The following is a 21504-nucleotide window of genomic DNA, read 5'->3' on the forward strand; positions in this document are numbered from 1 at the left end:
GTTGCATAAGCAGGGGCTTAGCCGGGTACTTTTTTCAGCATTTCCAGGCCCACCTTGCCAGCAGCGATTTCGCGCAGCGCGGTCACGGCCGGCTTGTTGCGGCTTTCGATTTTGGGCGTGTGGCCTTGGCTCAGCATGCGGGCGCGGTAGGTAGCGGCCAGAACCAGTTGGAAGCGGTTAGGGATTTTGTCGAGGCAGTCTTCAACGGTGATGCGGGCCATCAGGAGTTCTCCAGGGTAACAGGGATGTCGAGTGACGAGAATATTTCGCTGCGAACGCGTCTTTGGGCCGAATAGCGCAAGCGTTGTGAATGTACAACGGCCTTCAAATCGAACAAAGCGCGCTCGAACAATTCGTTAATTATAACGAAGTCGAATTTGTGGACCTGGGCCATCTCGTCGCGGGCGTTCTTGAGGCGCTTCTCGATGACGTCGGAGGCGTCTTCGCCGCGGTTTTCCAGACGCGAGCGCAGCTCTTCCCAGCTGGGCGGCAGGATGAAGATCAGTACCGCATGGGGAAAGCTTTGCTTGATCTGCAAAGCGCCCTGGTAGTCGATCTCCAGCACGATATCGGTGCCCTTGGCCAGGCGCTCCTCAATCGCTTTCTTCGAGGTGCCGTAGAGGTTGCCATGCACATTCGCCCATTCGACAAACGCGTTGGAGGCAATCATGCGCTCGAAGTCATCGCGCGAGGCGAAGTAGTACTCGCGCCCATGCTTTTCCTGGCCACGCGGCGAGCGCGTGGTGTGGGAGATCGAGCGAAAGACTTGGGAGTCGAGCTCGAGCAGCGCCTTGACGAGCGACGACTTGCCCGCACCGCTGGGGGCCGAGACGACAAAGAGGTTTCCGGGGTATTCCATGGTTTGGCTTCTTCTTATTCGATGTTCTGCACCTGCTCGCGCATCTGTTCGATCAGGACCTTCATGTCCACGCTGATGCGGGTCAGATCCAGCGCTGCGGACTTGGAGCCCAAGGTGTTGGCCTCGCGGTGCAGCTCCTGGATCAGGAAGTCCAGGCGCTTGCCGATGTCGCCACCTTTGGTCAGCAGGCGGCTGATTTCTTCCAGGTGCGAGCGCAGGCGGGTGAGTTCTTCGGCCACATCGATGCGGATCGCAAAGGAGGTCGCTTCGGTCAGCGCGCGGTCCTGGGCGGCTTCTGGCGAGACGCTGCCGGCGCTCAGCGCCATCGCTTCTTGCCAGCGCTCCAAAAAGCGCTGCTTTTGCTGCTTGACCAGCTCGGGGATCAGCGGCTCGGCCTGTTCGGCCAGTTGGCGCAGCTGCTTGATGCGGTCTTGCAGCATATCGGCCAGGCGCTTGCCTTCGCGTTGGCGGGCGTCGAGCAGGGTCTTGAGGGCTTGCTGGCACAGCGCGGCCACGTTGTCGGCCCAGTTCTCGGGCAGCTCGATGCTGCCGCTGCCGCTCAGGCGTAGTACTTCTGCCACAGTGAAAGGCTGGGCCGTAGGCATCCACGCCTTGACGGTGTCCTGGAAGCTGCCCAGCTGCTGGAGCAGGCGGGGCGAGGCGACGGGCACGCTGGAAGCCTGTTCACTGTTGATCAGTACACGTACTTCCACCTTGCCACGCTTCAGACTATTATCTACCAGAGAGCGTAACTGTGGTTCGCAGCTTCTGAGATCTTCCGGAAGCTTGAAAGATAAATCGAGAAAACGGCTGTTAACCGAGCGAATTTCCAGTCCGACGCGCCAGAGGGAGGGAGCATTGTTGTCACCGTCAGGTGGGATGCTTTGCTGGACAGAGGCATAGCCTGTCATGCTGTAAACTGGCATAGGACTGTATGAGGTTGCTTGCAATCGCGCTCATTATCAGGCTTCTCATATACCTGCGTTGTTCATCAAACTATGTCAAAAGTAAAGCCAGCGCCGCTACCAGCCAATACCGTCATCGGTGGCTACCGGATCGTGCGGCGCATATCGGCGGGGGGGTTCGGGGTGGTCTATCTGGCGCTGGCGCCCGATGGCCAGCAGGTCGCCATCAAGGAGTATTTGCCGTCCAGCCTGGCCACGCGTGCGCCAGGGTCGCTGTCGCCAAGCATCGAGCCCGACAAGCTGTCGCTGTACCGCCTGGGCCTCAAGAGTTTCTTTGAAGAGGGCCGCGCGCTCGCCCAGATCTCGCACTCCTCGGTCGTCAGCGTCTACAACTTCTTCCGCGAAAACGACACCGTCTACATGGTGATGAACTACCTGCAAGGGGCCACCTTGCAGGATTTCGTCGTCACCGCCCGCGATCTCAAGGAAGCCAAGGTCTTCCGCGAGTCGACGATCCGCTCGCTGTTCGACGAGGTGCTGCGCGGTCTGCGCATCGTGCACCAGCACAAGATGCTGCACCTCGATATCAAGCCGGCCAACATCTTCATCACCGACGACAACAAGGCGGTGATGATCGACTTTGGCGCTGCCCGCGAGGTGCTGAGCAAGGAGGGCAACTTTGTCCGCCCCATGTACACGCCCGGCTTTGCCGCGCCCGAGATGTACCGCCGCGACATGTCGCTGGGCCCCTGGACCGACATCTATGCCATTGGCGCCTGCATCTATGCCTGCATGCAGGGCATTCCGCCCAACGATGCGCCCAAGCGCCAGGAAAAGGACCGCCTGAGCCTGGCCATGTCCAAGGTGCGCGGCGTGTACTCGGACAACCTGATCGAGCTGGTGGAGTGGTGCATGGCGCTCGATCCCCAGGCCCGGCCCCAATCGGTGTTCCTATTACAAAAAGAGCTGGCGCGCGAAGACGAGCGCCGCTATACCAAACTGAGCGTCTCCGAGAAGGTTCGTATGTCGATTGATTCGCTGGTCAGCGATACCAAAAAGCGCGTGGGCGGAGGCCAAACCAAATGAAGTTCTCGGTCTTCCAGCTCAGCCGCAAGGGCGGGCGGGAAAAAAACGAAGACAGGATGGGGTATAGCTATACCAAGGAAGCCTGTCTGTTTGTCGTGGCCGATGGCATGGGAGGGCATCCGGAAGGGGAGGTGGCCGCGCAACTGGCCTTGCAGACCGTGTCGCTGGATTTTCAGCGCCTCGCGCGCCCCAAGCTGGAAGACCCGGCCGAGTTCCTTGAGAACGCGCTGCTGTCTGCGCACCACAACATCCTCAAGTACGCGATTGCCAACAATATGGATGACCCGCCCCGCACCACCTTGGTGGCCTCGGTGGTGCAGGATGGCAATATCTGGTGGGTGCATTGCGGCGACTCGCGCCTCTACCTGGTGCGCAGCGGCAAGGTGCTGGCGCGCACGCGTGACCACTCCTATATGGAGCTGCGCGGCTCGGGCGTGACCAGCATCAACCCCGATCGCTTCAACCGCAATGTGCTGTTCACCTGCCTGGGCAGCCCCTCGCGTCCGTTCTTCGATGTGGCCGGCCCCACCGAGATGCACCGCAGCGACCGCATCATGCTGTGCTCCGACGGCCTCTGGAGCAGCGTCTCCGAGACCGTGATTGCCCGCGAGCTGGCCAACAAGTCGGTCTCGCGCGCCATCCCCGATCTGATCGATGCCGCGCTGCGCAAGGCGGGGGCGACCAGCGACAACGTCACCGCCGTGGCGATGGAGTGGGAGATGCCCGGTGCCGAACGCTTTGAATCGGAAGACCCGGTGAGCGACACCTTGCCGCCGGCGCCAGAGCCCGGCGCTGGCGACCAGGCCCCGCCCAAGCCCGATGCGCCGGCGGCATAAGCCCGGCATGCACTGCGTTTTGTCGCTGGTCCGATAATTCAGCCTGTCCCGGCATGGCGGCGCAAGGCTGCCATGCCTGTTTTTAGCGTTCTCAAATAAGCAGCGGGCTGCACGGGTGATACCGGTGCAGCCGCTGGTGCCGACCCATGAAAATCGTTCTTGCTTCCAACAACCAGGGCAAACTCGCCGAGCTGCAGGCCATGTTCGAGCCGCTGGGCGTGAGCCTGTTGCCCCAAGGCACGTTGATGGAGGGCGAGGCGCCCGAGCCCTATGGCACCTTCTTGGAAAACGCCTTGAGCAAGGCCCGTTTTGCCGCCGAGCGCACCGGCCTGCCTGCGATTGCCGATGACGCCGGCCTCTGCGTGGCCGCCTTTGGCGGCCTGCCCGGTGTGGACACCGCCTACTACTGCACGCAGTTTGGCTACGACAAAACCGATGCCAACAATGTGCGCGCGCTGCTCGAGCAAATGCAGGGCGTCACCGACCGCCGCGCGGCCATGGTCAGCACCCTGGTGGCGGTGCGCCACCCCAAGGACCCGGAGCCGCTGGTGGCCGTGGGCCGCGTGGCCGCCGAGATCACGACCGAGCCGCTGGGCGAGGGTGGCTTTGGCTTTGACCCGGTGCTGCTGATTCCGGCGCTGGGCATGACCTTTGCGCAGATGGCCACCGAGGTCAAGCATGCGCACAGCCACCGGGGCCGCTCCTCGCGCCAGATGATGGCACTGCTGCGCGACAGCTGGCTGGCCGGCGCGCCGATGGTGGCCGCTGCCCCCAAGGACTGAGATGGCGGTGCATATTCCGCTGCAAGCGGCGCAGCCTTCTGAACAGGTGGTGCAGCGCGACATCCAGCACTACATGCGCCCGGGCACCTTGCAGCTGCCCAGCCTGCCGCCGCTGTCGCTCTATGTGCACCTGCCCTGGTGCATCAAGAAATGCCCCTACTGCGATTTCAATTCGCACGAAGCGCGCGACGGCCGCCATGCCGTGCCGGAAGATCGCTACATCGATGCGCTGATCGCCGACCTGGAGCAGGCCCTGCCGCTCATCTGGGGCCGCAGCATCCACAGCATTTTCCTGGGCGGCGGCACACCCAGCCTGTTTTCGCCGGAGTCGATTGACCGGCTGATCTCGGCCATCCGTGCGCGCCTGCGTGTGGACGCGGGTTGCGAGATCACGATGGAGGCCAACCCCGGCACCTTCGAGAAGGACCGCTTTCGGGCCTTTCGCGGCGCGGGCATCACCCGGCTGTCGATCGGTGTGCAGAGCTTTGATGACCGCTTTCTGGAGGCCATTGGCCGCGTGCACAACGGCGCGCAGGCAATGGCTGCGGTGGAAGAGGCGGCCAGCAGCTTCGAGACCTTCAACCTCGACATCATGTATGCGCTGCCGGGCCAGACCGCCCAGGACCTGGCGCGGGACCTGGACAAGGCGCTGGGCTTTGCGCCGCCGCACATATCGATCTACCACCTGACCATCGAGCCCAACACCTTTTTTGCCAAGTACCCGCCGGCCGTGCCCGAGGACGATGTGGCCTATGCGATGCTCGACCAGATCACCGCGCGCACCGCGCAGGCCGGCATGCAGCGCTATGAGGTCTCGGCCTATGCCAAGCCCGGCCACGCCTGCGTGCACAACAGCAACTACTGGCTGTTTGGCGACTACCTGGGCATTGGTGCGGGCGCCCACAGCAAGCTGAGCTTTGCCCACCGCGTGGTGCGCCAGGTGCGGCTGCGCGACCCGGCCCGCTACATGACCCAGGCTTTGCAGGGCAATGCACTGGCGCAGGACGACGAGGTCAAGCGCGCCGATCTGCCGTTTGAGTTCATGCTCAATGCGCTGCGCCTGCGCGAGGGCTTTGCGCTGCAGGACTACCTGGACCGCACCGGCCTGCCGCTCAGCTCCATCGCCAAGGCCCTGCACGAGGCCGAGGCCAAGGGCCTCGTCAAGCTGGACTTTCAGAAAGTCACCCCCACAGAGCGTGGTTTTGACTTTCTGAGCGACCTGCAGGAGCTGTTCCTGGCTTGAATTCTCCACGGTAGGTGGTCATTTTTTACCGACTAGTCAATATGTGGACTGCGCTGCCCCTACGCAGAGCGTATAGATATCGCGCACAATAGCGCCCGCTGCTGAGCAACCATGCCGCCGTCTGTGCGGCATTTTTGTGCGCGCAGCTGTCATAACACCTACTACAAAGCGCTTGTCATGTCTTCTTCCGCCGCCGGGTCTGCCGCTTCAGGCACTGCCTCTCCCTTGTCTGATACCGTCAACCGCTATGGCTGGAAGGCCCTGGCCGGCTCGGCCGTGGGCTATGCCATGGATGGCTTTGACCTGCTGATCCTGGGCTTCATGCTCAGCGCCATCCGCGAGGACCTGGGGCTGACCACGGCCCAGGCCGGCTCCCTGGTCACCTGGACCCTGATCGGCGCGGTGGTCGGCGGCATTGTGTTTGGCATGCTCAGCGACCGCTATGGCCGCATCCGCGTGTTGACCTGGACCATCGTGCTGTTTGCGGTGTTCACCGGGCTGTGCGCGTTTGCGCAGGGCTACTGGGACCTGCTGATCTACCGCACGATTGCCGGCATTGGCCTGGGGGGCGAGTTCGGCATCGGCATGGCGCTGGCGGCCGAGGCCTGGCCTGCGCGCTACCGGGCACGGGTCTCGTCCTATGTGGCGCTGGGCTGGCAGGTGGGCGTGCTGGGCGCGGCCTTGCTCACGCCCTTGCTGCTGCCCCATATCGGCTGGCGCGGCATGTTCCTGGTGGGGGTGATCCCCGCCTTTGTGGCCTGGTTCATCCGCAACCGCCTGCATGAGCCCGAGGTGTTTGTGCGCAGCCAGGAGAAAAAGCAGTCCGTGCTGCAATGCTTCAAGCTGCTGGTCAAGGACCGCGCCACCACCCGCATCAGCGTCGGCATTGCCGTGCTCACCTCGGTGCAGAACTTTGGCTACTACGGCATCATGATCTGGATGCCCGCCTTTCTGGCCAACAAGCTGGGCTTCAACCTGACCAAGTCCGCGCTGTGGACCGCCGTCACCATCCTGGGCATGATGGCCGGCATCTGGATCTTTGGCCAGCTCGCCGACCGTATCGGCCGCAAGCCGAGCTTTTTGCTGTTCCAGGCCGGTGCGGCGCTGATGGTGCTGTTCTACTCGCAGCTCAACGACCCGATCACCATGCTCTGGGCGGGTGCCGTGATGGGCATGTTCGTCAACGGCATGATGGGCGGCTTTGGCGCGCTGATGAGCGAGGCCTACCCGACAGAAGCACGCGCCACCGCGCAGAACGTGCTGTTCAACATTGGCCGCGCCGTGGGCGGGGCAGGCCCCGTGGTGATTGGCGCGATCGCGGCGCAGTACTCGTTCCAGATGGCGATTGGCCTGTTGGCCGCCATCTATGTGCTCGATGCGCTGGCCACCGTGTGGCTGATTCCCGAGCTGAAGGGCAAAGAGCTGCACTGAGCGCCGCGTTAGGCGGCGGGCAGCTCCTGCTGCGTGCCTGGTGCTTTCGGTAAATGCAGGCTGAAGCAGGAGCCCGCGTTGACCCCGCTGGTCACGTTGACAAAGCCCTGGTGGCGCAGCACCACGGTCTGCACAAAGCTCAGGCCCAGGCCAATGCCCGAGATCTGCGGCTGGCTGTTGTGGTGAAAGCGCTGGAAGGGCTGGAACAGCCTGTCCAGCTGCTCCTGCGTCATGCCAAAGCCCTGGTCGCGCACCTCCACCCGCCAGTACGCGCCATCGTCGGCGATGCTGGCCTCGACGGCGGTGCCGCTGGGGCTGTACTTGATGGCGTTGCTGAGCAGGTTGACAAAGCAGCGCTGTAGCAAGGAGCGGTCGCCCACGCAGGCGATATCGGTCTCGGCCGCCTCCAGCTCCCCGGGCAGGTAGCGCACCTGGATCTTTTTCTCCGAGGCCTTGGCCCAGCAATCGTCCACCGCCTCTTGCAGCAGCACATCGAGGCTGAGCACATGGCGCTGCATGGCCTGCGACTGGGCCGAGGCCAGCTGCACAAAGCTCTCGGCCATCTCCAGCGATTGGTGGGCCAGGCGGTTGATCTTCTGGTGCAACTCGGCCTCGCTCATCTGGCCGGGAAACTCCTTGTACATCTCCAGCAAGGTGATGATCGAGGACTGGGGCGAGCGGAAATCATGCGAGATAAAGCGCAGCGCCTGGTCGCGCTGCTGCTGGGCCTTGTGCAGCTCGGTCAGGTCCACCAGCATCAGCAGCCAGCCCGCAGGCGCGGGGGCGCGAAAGGCCTCGGCCAGCAGCAGCCAGCGGTGGTCCTCGCGGTCCAGTACCTCGCATTCGGCCGGCAGCGCGCGCAGCTGCTCGGCATTGGCAAAGGACAGCACCTGGCCCGAATCCTTGACGCGCATGCCGCCCAGCGCCGACTGGATCGCGATCAGGCCTTGGCTGGGCATGCCCAGGTTTTGCAAGTAGCTGACAGCGGCGGCATTGTGCAGGCTGACCATGCCCAGCGGGTCCACCACAAAGGTGGGCGAGGGGATCTGGCGCAGCGTATCGCGCACAAAGCCGTGCATCTGGCGCAGGGTGTCGGTAGCGGTCTCCACGGCCTTGATGCGCCGCTCCAGAAAATCATCCATTAGCATGCCGCTGCGCTGCGGGGCGCTGGTGGTGTCCAGCGCGGCGCGCAGGTTGTGCATCTCCTGCTGCAAAAATTGGGCCGCAGCACTCAGGCGCCGCCAGCTCCAGATCGGGTAGATCGCCAAGAGCCCCACCAGCGCCGCCCCGGGCGCCAGCTGCAGGCCGGCAAAGCTGCGCAGCCCCAGGCACAGCGCCAGCAGGCCGGCAGCGACCAGGGCTTGCGCCAGCAGGCCCGCCATCGGGCCCAGCATCGCAATGGCCAACAAGGCCAGCACAATGGCGGCCAGGTTGACCGCCATATTGCCCGCCAGCGATACCGCATGCACATGCTGGCCCGACAGCTGCGAGTCCAGCGCATGGGCAATCAGCTCCACCCCCGCGATGTGCCGCGATGCGGGCCGCGCCGGGCTGGCAAAGTAATCGCCCAGGCCGGAAGCCGTCGCTCCCAGCAGCACATACTTGCCGCCAAAGCTGTCTGCAGGAGTGCGGCCCGTCAGTACATCCTCGGCCGAGTACATGGTGTAGGGCCGGTCACCACGGGCAAAGTTGAAGATCTCGGGCGAGCGCTGCTCCCACTGCTCGCCGGGCTCGGGCGGGCGGGTGCCCTGGCACAGCGGGTGGCTCTGGCCGCTGGCGCAGAGCATCGCAATGCTGAAGTGGGGCCAGGGCCCGGTGTTCTCGCCCTGCGCGCCAAAGTAGCGGCGTATCACGCCGTCGTCGTCGACGGTCACATTCACATGGCCGAGCTGGCGCGCCGCCGTGCGCAGGCTGGCCAGCGGCAGCTCGGCACCAATGTCCACATTGGCCATGCGCCAGTCCACCGGCAGCACCACATTGCCGGCCTGGGCAATCGCCTGGGCCAGCTGGGCATCGTCGTCGGGGTGCTGCAGATCGGGTTCGCTGAACAGCACGTCCACGCCCAAGGCCTTGGGGTGCTGGGCGGCAATGCGTGCGATCAGCTGCGCATGCACGGAGCGGCGCCAGGGCCAGCGCCCCACGCTTTGCAAGCTGGCATCGTCAATGGCGACGATAACGATGTCGTCGCGCGGCGCAGGCGCGCTGAGCCAGCCGGTGATGTCCTGCACAAAGGTGTTGATGACGCGGGGCTGCTCGCGCAGACTGGCCCAGGCCACCAGGCCCAGCAGCAGCGCAGACAGCGCCAGCCATTCCAGCCAGCGCAGTTGCGTGCGGCTCAGCGAAAAGGAAGGGGCAGCCATGCGCTAGTCCATGGACGGGGGAGGAGTGCGGTCATGCACTTGTGGCAGAGGCCGCAGCGCCCCTCACTTCGGGCTGAGCACCGATTTGCCGTCACCGCTTTTGAGCACGCCGCCAGCACCGGTCAGGATGGCCGGCTCGACCGGCAGCTTGCGCGGGGCGGAGTAGCGGCTCTTGAGGCCCGAGGGGTCCAGCACCTGGATGCGCACATAGTAGTCGCCCGGGGGCAGGCTGTCCGATGCCCATTGCGGGGTATCGAGCGCGAAGGTGCGGGCATCGGTGAAGCTGTCATCAGAGGCCAGCTGCAGGTTGAAGCGCTGGCCGGCTTCAGCAGGCCAGGACAGCTGCAGCTGGTTGGGGTTGTTGGACTCGGCGGGGCTTAAGGCGTCGGCGCCCAGGGTCGGCGGGTTGCTGCCGGTCCTGAAAGCCTGGGGCTGTGCAAACGGGCCTTGGTCCAGGCTGCCATCGGCGAGCTTGCGCACGCTGGCCACGCGCCAGAAATAGGCGCCCACGCCCAGCCCGGACGCGCTGGTCTGGCAGTTGTCCACGACGCCGCTGTCTTGCAGCGGGGTGCTGAAGTCCTGGCTGGCTGCGACCTGGATGCGGTAGCCCACAATGCCGGGGCCGCCTTCGGTGCACAGCAGCTCGCCGTCGGCCAGGCCAATGAGGCCGCCGGGCGCCGGGTTGGCGTAGAGCGGGGGCACCGGTGTTGCCTTGACCTTGATGGCCTGGACCGCTGGCGTGCCCGGAATGTCCTGGCCATCGATGGCCCGGGCGCTCATGTAGTACGTGCCATCTGCCACGGCCTCGAACTTGAACGTGGGGCTGGCATGGCTTTGCTGAAGGACCACGCGCGCGAGCTCCGGATCCAGCGCCAGGACCACGCCGTATTTTTGCGCCTGCGCGACCTCGCCCAGTTGCAAGGTCAGAAAGTTGGCGTCCTCAAACACCGGCGGATTGGCCTGCAGGCTGGGCGCGGGCAGCAGTGCCACCGTGGGCCCGACCTGGCCACTGCTGGCCACGGCCACCCCTTGGCCGGCCTGGACACGTGCCTGCTGCGCCGCCTGGCGGCCCTGGACATCGACCACCCCTTTGTCAACGGCCGTGATGGCCTTGCCGGAGTCGGAAATACTGACCGAGAACACGGTGCCGCGCACGCTGGTGGTGGCCATCGGGGTCTTGATCTCGAACTTGCGCTTGCGGCGCTGGTCCATCACCGGCGTGACATGCGACTCCAGCCCGCCACGGCTCAGGTCCAGCACCGACTGCTGCTCGTCGGTGCGGCTGTTCTTGCGCAATTCGCTCAGTTTGAGTTCGGAGTTTTCGTTGATGCGCACCGAGCTGCCATCGGCAAAGCGCAAGGTCACAAAGCTGCCGGCAGGCACCTGCAGCTCATCGCCTTCGGTCAAGATGGTGCCCGAGGCTGCACTTTGCCAGTCGCCACCGGCCAGCGGCGAGCGCACGCGCGCCACGCCCTTGACGTGGCTGATGGTCACCTCCTGGTAGCCCACCATGTGCGCGGGGATGACGATCACCGAGCCAATGGGCAGGCGCAATGGGTCCTTGACGCCATTGAGCGTGCCCACGGCGCGCCACTGCTGCGGGTCCTTGAGGTAGCGCTTGGCCACGGCCTCGAGCGTGTCACCGCTGGTGACCGTGTGGCGGATGTCGGGCAACTGGTCTGCCGATGCCGCCAGCGCGAGACCAGGGGCGGCCACGCCAAAGGCCAGCAAAACGGCAGCAGAAAACGGCAGACGAGAAAGAAACAAAATGGCTCTCCTTACCGCCAGGCCATGGTGCCTGGCAAGGCCGCTGCATGCGGCAGAGTAAATACGGCCAACACGTGTGGCGTGTTGGCCGTAAACCGCACTGCATGCAACCGCAGAAATTTATTCAGGCTGCGCCTCGGACAGCGGTTTGACGGCCTCAAACCGGTAGCCGACACCATAGACTGCCGTGATGATGAAACCGTTCTCCGGTCGCAGATCCAGCAGCGTGCGCAGCCGCGATACATGGGTATCGAGCGAGCGCGAGATGACATCGGAGTTCTGGCCCCAGATGATTTCGCGCAAATGGTCGCGTGACAGCAGGCGGCCCATGTTCTGGAACAGGAACAGCGCCAGGTCGTACTCGCGGTTCTTCAACTCGACCAGCTTGCCATCGACCTCCAGGGCCCGCGAATCGGAGAGGAACTTGTAGCGGCCAAACTCCAGGATGCCCTTGGTGGCAGCCGGGTAGGCACGGCGCAGCAGTGCCCGCACGCGCGCGACCAGTTCGGCCACGCGCAGCGGCTTGATCATGAAATCGTCCGCACCCGACTCCAACCCCTCAACAATGTCGGCCTCCCCATGGCGGCTGGTGATGAAGAGCACCGGCAACTCCTGGTTGACGTTCTCTCGAATCCAGCGCACAACCTGCGGGCCCGTGGTGTCTGGCAGCTGCCAGTCCAGGATCAGCAGGTCATAGGTCTCGCGGCGCATGTCCTTGATCAGAGAGGCGCCAGAGGAATGGGTTGTACAGGCGTGGCCCTCCGCCTCCATGGTTTTGGAGAGCATATCCAACACCACCAGATCATCATCCAGTGCCACAATTCTCATAACAGCTCACTCCCACTAAGCTCAATAGCTTGCTTTTATTTGATAGCTCAATAATAAAAGCAAATTGAATCACCGGCTCCACACTGCGTTAAACGGGGAAGTTGCCACTACGGTGACAGCTTCAACAATTGGTTGCAAATGCAGTATAGGCAGTCTCTTAACTCTCGGCTATCTCTTTCAACGCCAACTGCACATCCGACAGCGAAAAGCTGTCACCCAACTGCAGGTTGTCCATGGCGTCCTGCAGATTCTGCGGCGCAGCCTGCAAATGGGCAATCATGGCGCCCGCATCCCGGGGGGCATCAAAGCCCTGGCTTTGCAGCAGCAGTGCGCCATCGGCGCGCACCAGCTTGAAGTAGAACTTGCCGTCCTTGTCGCGGTACTGCTTGAAGGCAGCGCCGCCTTGCTTGGCCGCAGCCTTGGGTGCCGCAGCCGTGCTGGCTGGCGTCAGTGGCCGCAGGCCAACAGCGCCACGTAACTTGTGTAGTAAAGGGCCCGAATATGTACGCGCCTTTTCTGCGCCTTTGCGCAAAATAGCTTCAACTTCCTCGGGGTGGGCCATCAGGTAGTTGTAGCGTTCGCGCAACGGAGCGAGCTCCCGGTCAATGCATTCGAACAGCAGGGTCTTGGCCTCGCCCCAGCCAATGCCATCGGCATAGGCCTGGCGCAGGGCCGCCGTTTCCTCGGCGCTGGCAAAGGCCTGGTAGATCTGGAACAGCGCTGAGCCTTCGACTTCTTTGGGCTCACCCGGAGCGCGCGAGTCGGTGACGATGCTGCCGATCAGCTTCTTGAGCTGGGCCTGGGTGGAGAACAGCGGGATCGTGTTGTCGTAGCTCTTGCTCATCTTGCGGCCATCGAGGCCGGCGAGAGTCGCCACGTTGTCGTCGACCGCCGCCTCGGGCAGCACGAAATGCTCGCCATAGAGGTGGTTGAAGCTCGATGCCATGTCGCGCGCCATCTCGATGTGCTGGATCTGGTCGCGGCCCACCGGCACCTTGTTGGCATTGAATGCCAGGATGTCGGCCCCCATCAGCACCGGGTACATGAACAGGCCCGCAGTCACGCCGTCATCGCCGTCCTTGCCGGTTTCGGCATTCTTGTCCTGCGCGGCCTTGTAGGCGTGAGCGCGGTTGAGCACGCCCTTGCCGGTCACACAGGTCAGAAACCAGGTCAGCTCGGGAATCTCGGGAATGTCCGACTGGCGGTAGAAAGTGACGTGCTCGGGGTTCAGGCCCGCGGCCAGCCAGCTCGCGGCAATCTCCAAGGTCGAGCGGTTGACGCGCTCGGGATCCTGGCACTTGATCAGTGCGTGGTAGTCGGCCAGGAAGTAGAAGTTCTCCACATCGCCTGCGCGGCTGGCAGCGATGGCCGGGCGCATCATGCCGGCGTAGTTGCCCAGGTGGGGCGTTCCAGAAGGGGTGATGCCAGTGAGATAACGTGTCTTAGTCATAACTATCAATCAATATGCTTTGCGGTGCTGCAGGGCACTGGGGCCTGGCGATCAGCTAAAGGGCATCAGCACCACGCTGACCACGGCGTAGCCCAGGCTCATCAGGGGGCGCATCCAGAAGGTGCTGACGACGCCGGCGATGACCAGACCCATGACGATGAAAAAGCCATAGGGCTCGATCTTGGACACCGCCACCGCCTGTTTGTAGGGCAGCAGACCGACCAGTACCCGGCCGCCATCGAGCGGGGGCAGCGGAAACAGGTTGAAGGCCCACATCACCAGGTTGACCAGTACCCCCGCCTGCGCCATCTTGAGGAAAAAGAGCTCATCGACGCCGGAGGCGACCAAGATGCCGTAGACCAGCGCCCACAGAAGCGCCTGCACAAAATTGGTGGCCGGGCCAGCCAGCGCCACCCAGATCATGTCGCGCTTGGGGTTGCGCAGATTGCCAAAGGCCACCGGCACGGGCTTGGCATAGCCAAACACAAAGGCGCCCGAGGTCATGAAATACAGCATCAGTGGCATCAGGATGGTGCCGATGGGGTCGATGTGCTTGAGCGGGTTGAGCGTGAGGCGGCCCAGCATGGCGGCGGTGTTGTCACCAAAATGGCGCGCAGCATAGCCATGCGCTGCCTCGTGCACGGTAATGGAGAACAGCACGGGCAGGGCGTAGATCAGAACGGTTTGTATCAGGTCAGCGTTCACGGAATGGGCGGTGGTCAAAGGGGAGGAGGGGCGCGCCGCAGCGCACCAGGCAGTGGCGAGCCTATCAGATTTGCCAGTGGCCGCTGCCAGGCCATGGCAATGGCCGTGGCAAACGATTGCGCAGCCCGGACAGGCAGCCCTGGCGCGGCGCTGCTGCCACCGGCCAGTATGCGGCTACAGACCCAGCTGCGCCAGCGGGCCGCGGCCCTCGCGTACCACCACCGGCGCGCCACCGGTGCCCATCGGCGTCAGGTCGACAATCGTCGTGGGCTCCAGCGGGCAGGGGCCGGCATTGACGACCAGCTCGATCTGCGATTCAAAGCGCTCGCGGATCTCCTCGGGGTCGTTGAGCGGCTCGGTCTCGCCCGGCGGTATGAGGGTGGTGGACAGCAGCGGCTCGCCATGCAGCTCCAGCAGCATCAGCAGGCCCTTGTTGTCGGGCACGCGCAGGCCAATGGTCTTGCGCGACGGATGGCTGATGCGGCGCGGCACTTCCTTGGTGGCATCGAGAATAAAGGTGAAGGGCCCGGGCGTGCCCAGCTTGAGCATGCGGAACTGGTGGTTGTCCACCATCGCATAGCTCGACAGTTGTGACAGATCGCAGCACAGCAAGGTCAGCATGCGCTTGTCGTCGATCTGACGAATGCGGCGCAGGCGGTCGACCACCTGCTTGTTGTCCAGCGCGCAGACAAAGGCGTAGCTCGAATCGGTGGGCACGGCCAGGATGCCGCCATCCTTGAGCATGGCGGCCGCCTGCTTGAGCAGGCGCGGCTGGGGATTGTCTGGATGAACCTCGAAATATTGGGCCATGGTCTTGCTGTTGCTCTTGTTATCGTGGGGGCTGCTGCGGGGCGGCTATATCAATGGACTGCGGCCTGCGGCGGCGGGCTGGCGTTCGGATGGGGGTGGGGGTGCAGGATGCGCCCCTCCAGCGCCTGCCACACGGGTTGGACCCCGCTGGGCAGCGGGGGCAGCGCACCAAAATCGGTACCCGATTCACCCGGGCTGTGAAAATCGCAGCCGCGCGAGGCATAGAAGCCAAAGCTCCTGGCCATGTCCGCGTAAATCGCGTATTCATGCGGAAAATGGCTGCCGGTCACCACTTCCACCCCTTGGCCGCCATAGTCCTTGAACGACGAGAACAGCGCATGCTCTTCGCCGCCATTCAAGTGGTAGCGCGCCGGGTGGGCGATGACGGCCATGCCGCCCGCTTGCACGATCCACTGCACGGCATCCTGCAGCCGGGCCCAGCGGTGGGGCACAAAGCCGGGTTTGCCTTCGACCAGGTAGTGGCGAAACACCTCGGCCGGATCGCGGCAGACGCGCGTGTCCACCAAAAAGCGCGCAAAGTGGGTGCGCGAGATCAGATCAGGGTTGCCCACATAGCGAAGTGCGCCCTCATAAGCGCCACCGATGCCTATTTTCTCCAGGCCGGCCGCCATGTCGCGGGCGCGCTGCTCGCGGCCGCCGCGTGTGCGGGCCAGGCCGGCGCGCAGGCCGGGGTCCTGCCAGTCAAAGCCCAGGCCCACGATGTGCACCGTGGTCTCGCCGAAGCTGACCGAGATCTCCACGCCGCTCAAAAACGCCAGCTGCTGCTGGGCGGCAGCCGCGCTCGCCCGGTCCAGGCCGCTGACCTCGTCATGGTCGGTCAGCGCCCACAGCTGCACACCCCGCTCGCGCGCACGCTGCGCCAGCGCTTCCGGGCTCAGGGTGCCGTCGGAAAACGTGGAGTGGCAGTGCAGATCGGCGTTCAGCATGTCTGGCATGAAATTGGCTAGAGGGACCAAGGTGCTTGCGGCGTATACGGGTGGCAGCGCATCAATATGTTCTTTCATTGTAGGCCGCGTGCTGCGTCCAGCGTGTCAGACCCGGCGCAGCGTCGGGGCTATCCCGGGTTTTTCGGGCTCGGCTGTCTCTGAAATGTCAGTATTAACCCTTAAATTGTCGTTGTTTCGCCGATTTGACGAAAATAACAATGCATCTCGACGTTTTGTGTTTTTTACTAGGGTTTTTAACAGGAATACACTGTCGGTTTTTCACGGTCGCGCAGCCCGTTTTCGCTGCGTCTAGAGGATACGTAGATGTTTTCTGTCAAAAAGTGGATGGGTGCAGCCGCCTTGGTAGTCGCAGGTGTATCAGTGGCTGGCGCGGCCCTGGCGCAAGGTGCGGAGTCGACGATGGACCGCGTCAAGCGCACCAAGGAACTGCGCGTGGGCACCGTTGCGGGTGCGATCCCCTACTTCAGCAAGGACCTGGTGACCCAGAAATGGGAAGGCTTTGGCCCTGACTTTGGCGAGAGCCTGGCCAAGAAGCTCGGCGTGAACGTCAAGTTCGTCGAGACCACCTGGGGCAATGCCGTGCTGGACCTGCAGGCCAACAAGATCGACCTGATGTTCGCGATGGCGCCGACCCCCCAGCGCATGGAAGTGGTCAACTTCTCCAAGCCCTTGCTCAACAACACCTTCACGGCCGTCTGCAAAAAGGGCCATGCCCCGGTGCAGACCTGGGAGCAGCTGAACAACCCCGATGCCAAGGTGGTGGTCGATATCGGCTCCAACCAGGACCAGTTCGCCACCCGCGCGCTGCCCAAGGCCAATATCTCGCGTCTGGAGAGCTCGGGCGCGGCGACGATGTCGGTGCAGACCGGCCGCTCCGACTGCCAGGTGCTGGTGGTGCTGCTGTCGCAGCCACTGGTGGCCAAGCGCCCCGATGTGGGCACGGTCTATGTGCCAACGCCGGTCGAGACGGCCAACACCAATGTGGGCCTGCGCAAGGAGCCGAACAAGGACTTCGAGAACGCCGTCAATGCCTGGCTGGATGAAGCCCGCTCCAAGGGCGAGATCCAGTCCGTGGTGCTCAAGAACATGGAAAAGCTGGCCGGCGTCAAGGCCGATTCCTTCCCCAAGGAAGTCAAGTTCTGATGGTTGGTCCACATGGGCGCGGTGCCCATGTGAAACACCCCGGTTGCAGCCGCGTGCTGCCTCCGGGGTGTATGCGTTAAAGGTAGATTGATTTATGTACGAGTGGGACTTTAGTTTCCTGTGGAAGTACCGCATGCTGCTGGTCGGCGGCGTGGGCTACACCTTGCTGTTCACGGTGATCTGTATCCTGGGCGGCCTTGCGGTCGGACTGGTTGCAGGCCTGGGCCGGCTGTCCAGCAACAAGATCATCACGGCGCCGCTGCGCGCCTTTGTCGAGGTCTTCCGCTGCACGCCGGTGCTGGTGCAGCTGGTGTGGTTCTACTACGCGCTGCCGGTGCTCACCGGCATCGAGATGAGCGCGCCGGTGGCCGCTGCGCTGTGCTTGTCGCTGTACGGCGGCGCCTTTTATTCCGAAATCATCCGCGGCGGCATCATCTCCACCGATATCGGCCAGACCGAAGCGGGCCAGGCCATTGGCATGACGCGCGGCCAGGTGATGCGCCGCGTGATTCTGCCCCAGGCTTTCCGCAAGATGATTCCGCCGCTGGTCAACCAGTCGATCCTGCAGCTCAAGAACACCTCGCTGCTGATGGTGCTGGCCGTGCCCGATCTGCTCTACCAGGGCCAGGTGATTGCGCATGACACCTACCGCCCGCTGGAGGTCTACACCTTCATCGCCATCACCTATTTTGTGATTCTTTTCCCTGTGACCTTGTGGGCCAAGCGCCTGGAGCACGGCACATCGGCCGGCAAGGAGGCCTGAGATGCAAGACCAACCGCTCATTTGTATTCGTGGCCTGAAGAAATCCTTTGGCAAGCTCGATGTTCTCAAGGACATCTGCCTGGACGTGAACCGGGGCCAGGTGGTGGCACTGATCGGGCCCTCGGGCTCGGGCAAGTCCACCTTGCTGCGCTGCATCAACCTGCTGACCGTGCCCGATGGCGGCGACATCCGCGTCGATGCGCAGTCGCTGGCCTTCAGCGGCAAGCAGACCCAGCTGCCCAAGGACAAGGTGCTGGCGGGCTTTCGCGCACGCACCGGTATGGTGTTCCAGCATTTCAACCTGTTCCCGCATATGACGGTGCTGCAAAACGTCATGGAAGGCCCGCTCACGGTGCTGCGCATCAGCAAGGCGGAAGCCCAGGCCCGCGCCACGGCCCTGCTGCAAAAGGTGGGCCTGGCCGAGCGCGCGCAGATGATGCCCGACCAGCTCTCGGGCGGCCAGAAGCAGCGCGTGGCCATTGCCCGCGCGCTGGCCATGCAGCCCAGCGTGATGCTGTTTGACGAGGCCACCTCCGCGCTCGACCCCGAGCTGGTCGGCGAGGTGCTGCAGGTCATCCAGTCGCTGGCGCGCGACGGCATGACCATGATCCTGGTGACCCACGAGATCGCCTTTGCCCGCGAGGTGGCCGACAAGGTCGTCTTCATGCGCGATGGCGTGGTGGTCGAAGAGGGCCCGCCCGCACAGGTGATCGACAACCCGCAGCACGAGGCCACGCGCAGCTTTCTGGGCCGCATCATCGGCCACACCGCCTAACCAGCAGGGAGGAGAACCATGGATTTTCGACTCGACGATATTGACCGCAAGCTGCTGGCGCTGTTGCAGGCTGACGCCCGCGAGTCCACGGCCAAGCTGGCGCGCAAGCTCAACCTGGCGCGCACCACCGTGGTGGCCCGCATTGCGCGCCTCGAAAAAGAGGGCGTCATTGCCGGCTACGGCGTGCGCCTGGGCTCCAAGCTCGAGCAGTCGGCCGTGCGCGCCTACTGCGGCATCAGCGTGATGCCCAAGACCGCCCAGGCCGTCATGCAGGTGCTCGAGAGCATCCCCGAGGTCGAAGAGGTCTCGGCCGTCTCCGGCCAGCATGACTACATGATCTTTTTGCGCTGCGATTCCAACGAAAAGCTCGATGCCTTGCTCGACCGCATCGGCCTGATCGAAGGCATTCGCCAGACCTACACCTCGGTGGTGCTGAGCCGCAAGATCGACCGCCGTGGCGCACTGCCGGCGCTGCCCCTGCTCGACTGAACCTGCCCATGCTGCCCACCACGGCCTCTGTGCCCTTCCTCGGCATCCTGATGCTCGATACCCAGTTCCCGCGCCCGCCCGGGGACATCGGCAACCTGCAGACCTGGGCAGCACTGGGCATCCCCGTGCAGATGCACAAGGTGCAAGGCGCCTCGCCCGCCAAGATCGTGCGCGAGGCCGATCCCCGTTTTGTGCAGCCCTTTGTCGATGCGGCCCGCGCGATGCAGGCGCAGGGCGCGGCGCTGATCACCACCAGCTGCGGCTTTCTGGCCGCCTACCAGGATCTGCTGGCCAGTAGCGTTGATGTGCCGGTGGTCAGCTCCAGCCTGCTGCAGTGCGCGCAGCTGCCCCGGCCCGGTGTGGTAACCATTGCGGCAGCCAGCCTCACGCCGCGCATTCTGGCTGCTGCTGGCGTACCCGAAGGCACCCCCGTGCAAGGCGTGGCGCCGGAGGGCGAATTTGCCACGCGCATTCTCGGCAATGAATTGGAGATGGACATCGCCCAGGCCGAGCGCGATGTGGTGACCGCTGCTGTTGCGCTGTGCCAGGCCCATCCGCAGCTGGAATCGATCGTGCTGGAATGCACCAATATGCCCGTCTACCGCGATGCGGTGGCAGGCGCTACCGGCCGGCCTGTGCATGATGTGGTGAGCCTGCTGGCGCAGCGCTGGGCTGCGCTGCCAGCCTGATTTTGGCCAGGCCTGAAGCGCCCGGCCATGCAGCCCGGGCGTGATTGCAAGAGTTCTATAGCCTTCGGTTTAGCCCTTGAGGAAGCGCTCGGCGCGGAACGGCCGTGCATCGACCGGCGCATCATCGCCGCGCATCAGCGCCGCCAAAATCGCACCCGTGCCTGGCCCGGTGCTGAAGCCAATGTGCTGGTGGCCAAAGGCCAGCCAGAGGTTGCGCTGGCCCGGCATCGCACCAATGATGGGACGGCTGTCGGGCAAGGTGGGGCGGCTGCCCATCCAGGGCGCGGGCTCCAGCGCCTGGCCCATGTCGATTGCCTCGCGTGCCGCAGCCTCGGCCAGGCCCAGCTGGACCGGGTTGGCGGGGGCGTCGATATCGGTCAGCTCCACGCCACTGGTCAGGCGCAGGCCTTGCTCCATGGGGCTCAGCACATAGGCGCCAGCGGTGTCATAGACCGGCCGTGAGATATTGCAGGACGCGGGTGGCGCAAAGTGCATGTGGTAGCCGCGCTCATAGGCCATCGGCACCTTCACGCCCAGCGTTGCCATGAACTGGCGGCTCCAGGGGCCCAGCGCCACCACCACGCGGTCGGCCTCCAGGCCATCGTGCGCGCCATCGGCGCGGATGCGCCAGCGGCTGCCGGCGAGCGGCTCGACGGTCTTGATGCGGGCCTGTGCATACTGGCCGCCCTGCTTGCGGAACAGCTCGGCATAGGCCTTGACGACGTCGCCGGGGCTGTCGACCGACCAGCTGTCCTTGATCCACAGCGCGCGCTCAAAGATCGGGTTCAGGGCCGGCTCCAGCTGGCGGATATGGTCGCGCTCGAGCACCTCGGTGGCCACGCCAAAGTGGGCCATGCGCTCGCGCGCCAGCGCGCCGCCGGCAAAGGCGCTGGACTGGCGGTAGAGAAACATCCAGCCGTTGTCACGCATGCGGTGCGCCGCGCCACTGGCGCGCAGCAGCTGGGCATGCTCGTTCATCGACAGGCGGATGAGGCTGTCAAGCGCCGTAGTGGTTTCCTCAAACACCTGGCTGCGGGCCTGGGCGACAAAGCGTGCGGCCCAGCCCAGGTTCTGCAGCAAAAAGCGGGCCTGGTAGCGAAAGCCGGCGCTCTGGTTTTTCAACAGCACCGGCAGATTGGCCCAGAGGCCGGGGTTGTTGAAGGGCATCAGCGAGCTGCGCGCGATCACCCCGGCGTTGCCGTAGGAGGTCTCTTCGCCAGGGGCCAGCCGGTCCAGCAAGGTGACGCGGAAACCCTTTTTCTGCAATGCCAATGCGCTGGCAACGCCCACCATGCCGGCGCCCAGCACGGCCACGGAAATATTGCTCATGGAATGTCTTGGGTCCTAGCAGTCATCTAGAAACGATCTAGCGTATGACTGATATTAAATTAACAATCAAAACCAAGGGCTTGGCAAGCGCTGGCGTCCGGGCCATCGCCGGGCCATGCGGCCTGCCAGCCGCTGCGGGCCAGTCCCTGGTCGGGATGCCTGTGCGACAAGCGTTTTTCGCACCGCATCCTGCGGCGCGTATTTTAGGAAATTACGGTGACAAAGGTGTCCCGTTGCCGCGCTATTTCCTTAACTTTTAGTAAAGTCTTGCGGCCCCGCAAACCGC

Annotated in this window: 22 protein-coding genes; 11 read left to right on the forward strand and 11 right to left on the reverse strand. The window is 64.0% G+C overall.

What is annotated here, in order from left to right; all coding sequences use genetic code 11:
- Positions 1-17: 17 nt before the first annotated feature.
- The 3 genes from rpoZ to WH265_RS12750 are packed head-to-tail and all read right to left on the reverse strand — an operon-like array spanning position 18 to position 1785.
- Positions 18-221 carry a DNA-directed RNA polymerase subunit omega gene (rpoZ, locus tag WH265_RS12740; protein ID WP_021026333.1) on the reverse strand — a complete coding sequence of 68 codons (204 nt, stop codon included), beginning with the start codon at positions 219-221 and terminating at the stop codon, positions 18-20.
- The gene (gene gmk / locus WH265_RS12745) at positions 221-859 is read right to left on the reverse strand and encodes a guanylate kinase (protein ID WP_021026332.1); all 639 of its coding nucleotides are present in this window, start codon (positions 857-859) and stop codon (positions 221-223) included. Before gmk ends, rpoZ begins: the two co-directional genes overlap by 1 nt.
- Before the next feature lie 14 nt (positions 860-873).
- Positions 874-1785, reverse strand: coding sequence for a YicC/YloC family endoribonuclease (locus WH265_RS12750; protein ID WP_021026331.1), 912 nt, complete (start codon positions 1783-1785; stop codon positions 874-876).
- A 72-nt stretch (positions 1786-1857) separates the two neighbouring features.
- Between WH265_RS12750 and WH265_RS12755 the strand changes: the two genes are divergently transcribed.
- The 5 genes from WH265_RS12755 to WH265_RS12775 all read left to right on the forward strand — a co-directional run bounded on the left by WH265_RS12755 (position 1858) and on the right by WH265_RS12775 (position 7142).
- Positions 1858-2850: a serine/threonine protein kinase gene (locus WH265_RS12755; protein WP_021026330.1), complete on the forward strand. Its 993-nt coding sequence runs from the start codon at positions 1858-1860 to the stop codon at positions 2848-2850.
- The gene (locus WH265_RS12760; RefSeq protein WP_021026329.1) at positions 2847-3686 is read left to right on the forward strand and encodes a PP2C family protein-serine/threonine phosphatase; all 840 of its coding nucleotides are present in this window, start codon (positions 2847-2849) and stop codon (positions 3684-3686) included. Before WH265_RS12755 ends, WH265_RS12760 begins: the two co-directional genes overlap by 4 nt.
- A 146-nt stretch (positions 3687-3832) precedes the next feature.
- On the forward strand, positions 3833-4468 hold the full coding sequence (locus tag WH265_RS12765; RefSeq protein ID WP_339558520.1) for a non-canonical purine NTP pyrophosphatase: 636 nt from the start codon (positions 3833-3835) through the stop codon (positions 4466-4468).
- A 1-nt stretch (position 4469) separates the two neighbouring features.
- The gene (gene hemW, locus WH265_RS12770; RefSeq protein WP_339558521.1) at positions 4470-5711 is read left to right on the forward strand and encodes a radical SAM family heme chaperone HemW; all 1242 of its coding nucleotides are present in this window, start codon (positions 4470-4472) and stop codon (positions 5709-5711) included.
- A 288-nt stretch (positions 5712-5999) separates the two neighbouring features.
- Complete coding sequence (locus tag WH265_RS12775; protein WP_445228531.1) at positions 6000-7142, forward strand: MFS transporter; 1143 nt, start codon at positions 6000-6002, stop codon at positions 7140-7142.
- 8 nt (positions 7143-7150) lie between these two features.
- On the opposite strand, the gene WH265_RS12780 is transcribed toward WH265_RS12775, so the two are convergent.
- The 7 genes from WH265_RS12780 to WH265_RS12810 form a co-directional block, all read right to left on the reverse strand.
- On the reverse strand, positions 7151-9502 hold the full coding sequence (locus WH265_RS12780; RefSeq protein ID WP_339558523.1) for a CHASE2 domain-containing protein: 2352 nt from the start codon (positions 9500-9502) through the stop codon (positions 7151-7153).
- 63 nt (positions 9503-9565) lie between these two features.
- Complete coding sequence (locus WH265_RS12785) at positions 9566-11269, reverse strand: FecR domain-containing protein (RefSeq protein WP_339558524.1); 1704 nt, start codon at positions 11267-11269, stop codon at positions 9566-9568.
- A gap of 120 nt (positions 11270-11389) precedes the next feature.
- A complete protein-coding gene (locus WH265_RS12790; RefSeq protein WP_021026323.1) occupies positions 11390-12097 on the reverse strand; it encodes a response regulator transcription factor in 708 nt (235 codons plus the stop codon).
- Between the two features lie 157 nt (positions 12098-12254).
- The gene (locus WH265_RS12795; RefSeq protein ID WP_339520251.1) at positions 12255-13547 is read right to left on the reverse strand and encodes a tryptophan--tRNA ligase; all 1293 of its coding nucleotides are present in this window, start codon (positions 13545-13547) and stop codon (positions 12255-12257) included.
- A 51-nt stretch (positions 13548-13598) separates the two neighbouring features.
- Positions 13599-14252 (reverse strand): site-2 protease family protein, encoded by a 654-nt coding sequence (locus tag WH265_RS12800; RefSeq protein ID WP_339558525.1) that lies wholly within the window; start codon positions 14250-14252, stop codon positions 13599-13601.
- A gap of 174 nt (positions 14253-14426) precedes the next feature.
- A complete protein-coding gene (locus WH265_RS12805) occupies positions 14427-15062 on the reverse strand; it encodes an L-threonylcarbamoyladenylate synthase (protein WP_021026320.1) in 636 nt (211 codons plus the stop codon).
- Between the two features lie 50 nt (positions 15063-15112).
- On the reverse strand, positions 15113-16018 hold the full coding sequence (locus WH265_RS12810) for a 3',5'-nucleoside bisphosphate phosphatase (RefSeq protein WP_339558526.1): 906 nt from the start codon (positions 16016-16018) through the stop codon (positions 15113-15115).
- Between the two features lie 315 nt (positions 16019-16333).
- Here WH265_RS12810 and WH265_RS12815 point away from each other — a divergent pair, with 315 nt between their 5' ends.
- From WH265_RS12815 to WH265_RS12835, 5 genes are all read left to right on the forward strand, one after another.
- The gene (locus tag WH265_RS12815; RefSeq protein ID WP_021026319.1) at positions 16334-17173 is read left to right on the forward strand and encodes a transporter substrate-binding domain-containing protein; all 840 of its coding nucleotides are present in this window, start codon (positions 16334-16336) and stop codon (positions 17171-17173) included.
- Between the two features lie 94 nt (positions 17174-17267).
- Positions 17268-17936 (forward strand): amino acid ABC transporter permease, encoded by a 669-nt coding sequence (locus WH265_RS12820; protein WP_021026318.1) that lies wholly within the window; start codon positions 17268-17270, stop codon positions 17934-17936.
- A gap of 1 nt (position 17937) precedes the next feature.
- A complete protein-coding gene (locus WH265_RS12825) occupies positions 17938-18711 on the forward strand; it encodes an amino acid ABC transporter ATP-binding protein (RefSeq protein ID WP_021026317.1) in 774 nt (257 codons plus the stop codon).
- Positions 18712-18729: 18 nt separating this feature from the next.
- Positions 18730-19200 (forward strand): Lrp/AsnC family transcriptional regulator, encoded by a 471-nt coding sequence (locus tag WH265_RS12830; protein ID WP_021026316.1) that lies wholly within the window; start codon positions 18730-18732, stop codon positions 19198-19200.
- Between the two features lie 8 nt (positions 19201-19208).
- Positions 19209-19889, forward strand: coding sequence for an aspartate/glutamate racemase family protein (locus WH265_RS12835; RefSeq protein ID WP_339558527.1), 681 nt, complete (start codon positions 19209-19211; stop codon positions 19887-19889).
- Positions 19890-19958: 69 nt separating this feature from the next.
- Here WH265_RS12835 and WH265_RS12840 read toward each other — a convergent pair whose 3' ends face one another.
- Positions 19959-21218, reverse strand: coding sequence for an NAD(P)/FAD-dependent oxidoreductase (locus tag WH265_RS12840; protein ID WP_339558528.1), 1260 nt, complete (start codon positions 21216-21218; stop codon positions 19959-19961).
- Positions 21219-21262: 44 nt separating this feature from the next.
- On the opposite strand from WH265_RS12840, the gene WH265_RS12845 reads away from it, so the two are divergent.
- On the forward strand, positions 21263-21478 hold the full coding sequence (locus WH265_RS12845) for a hypothetical protein (RefSeq protein WP_148293113.1): 216 nt from the start codon (positions 21263-21265) through the stop codon (positions 21476-21478).
- The last annotated feature ends 26 nt before the right edge of the window (positions 21479-21504 follow it).

Source organism: Comamonas sp. MYb396 (assembly GCF_037479555.1).
GTDB lineage: Bacteria > Pseudomonadota > Gammaproteobacteria > Burkholderiales > Burkholderiaceae_C > Comamonas.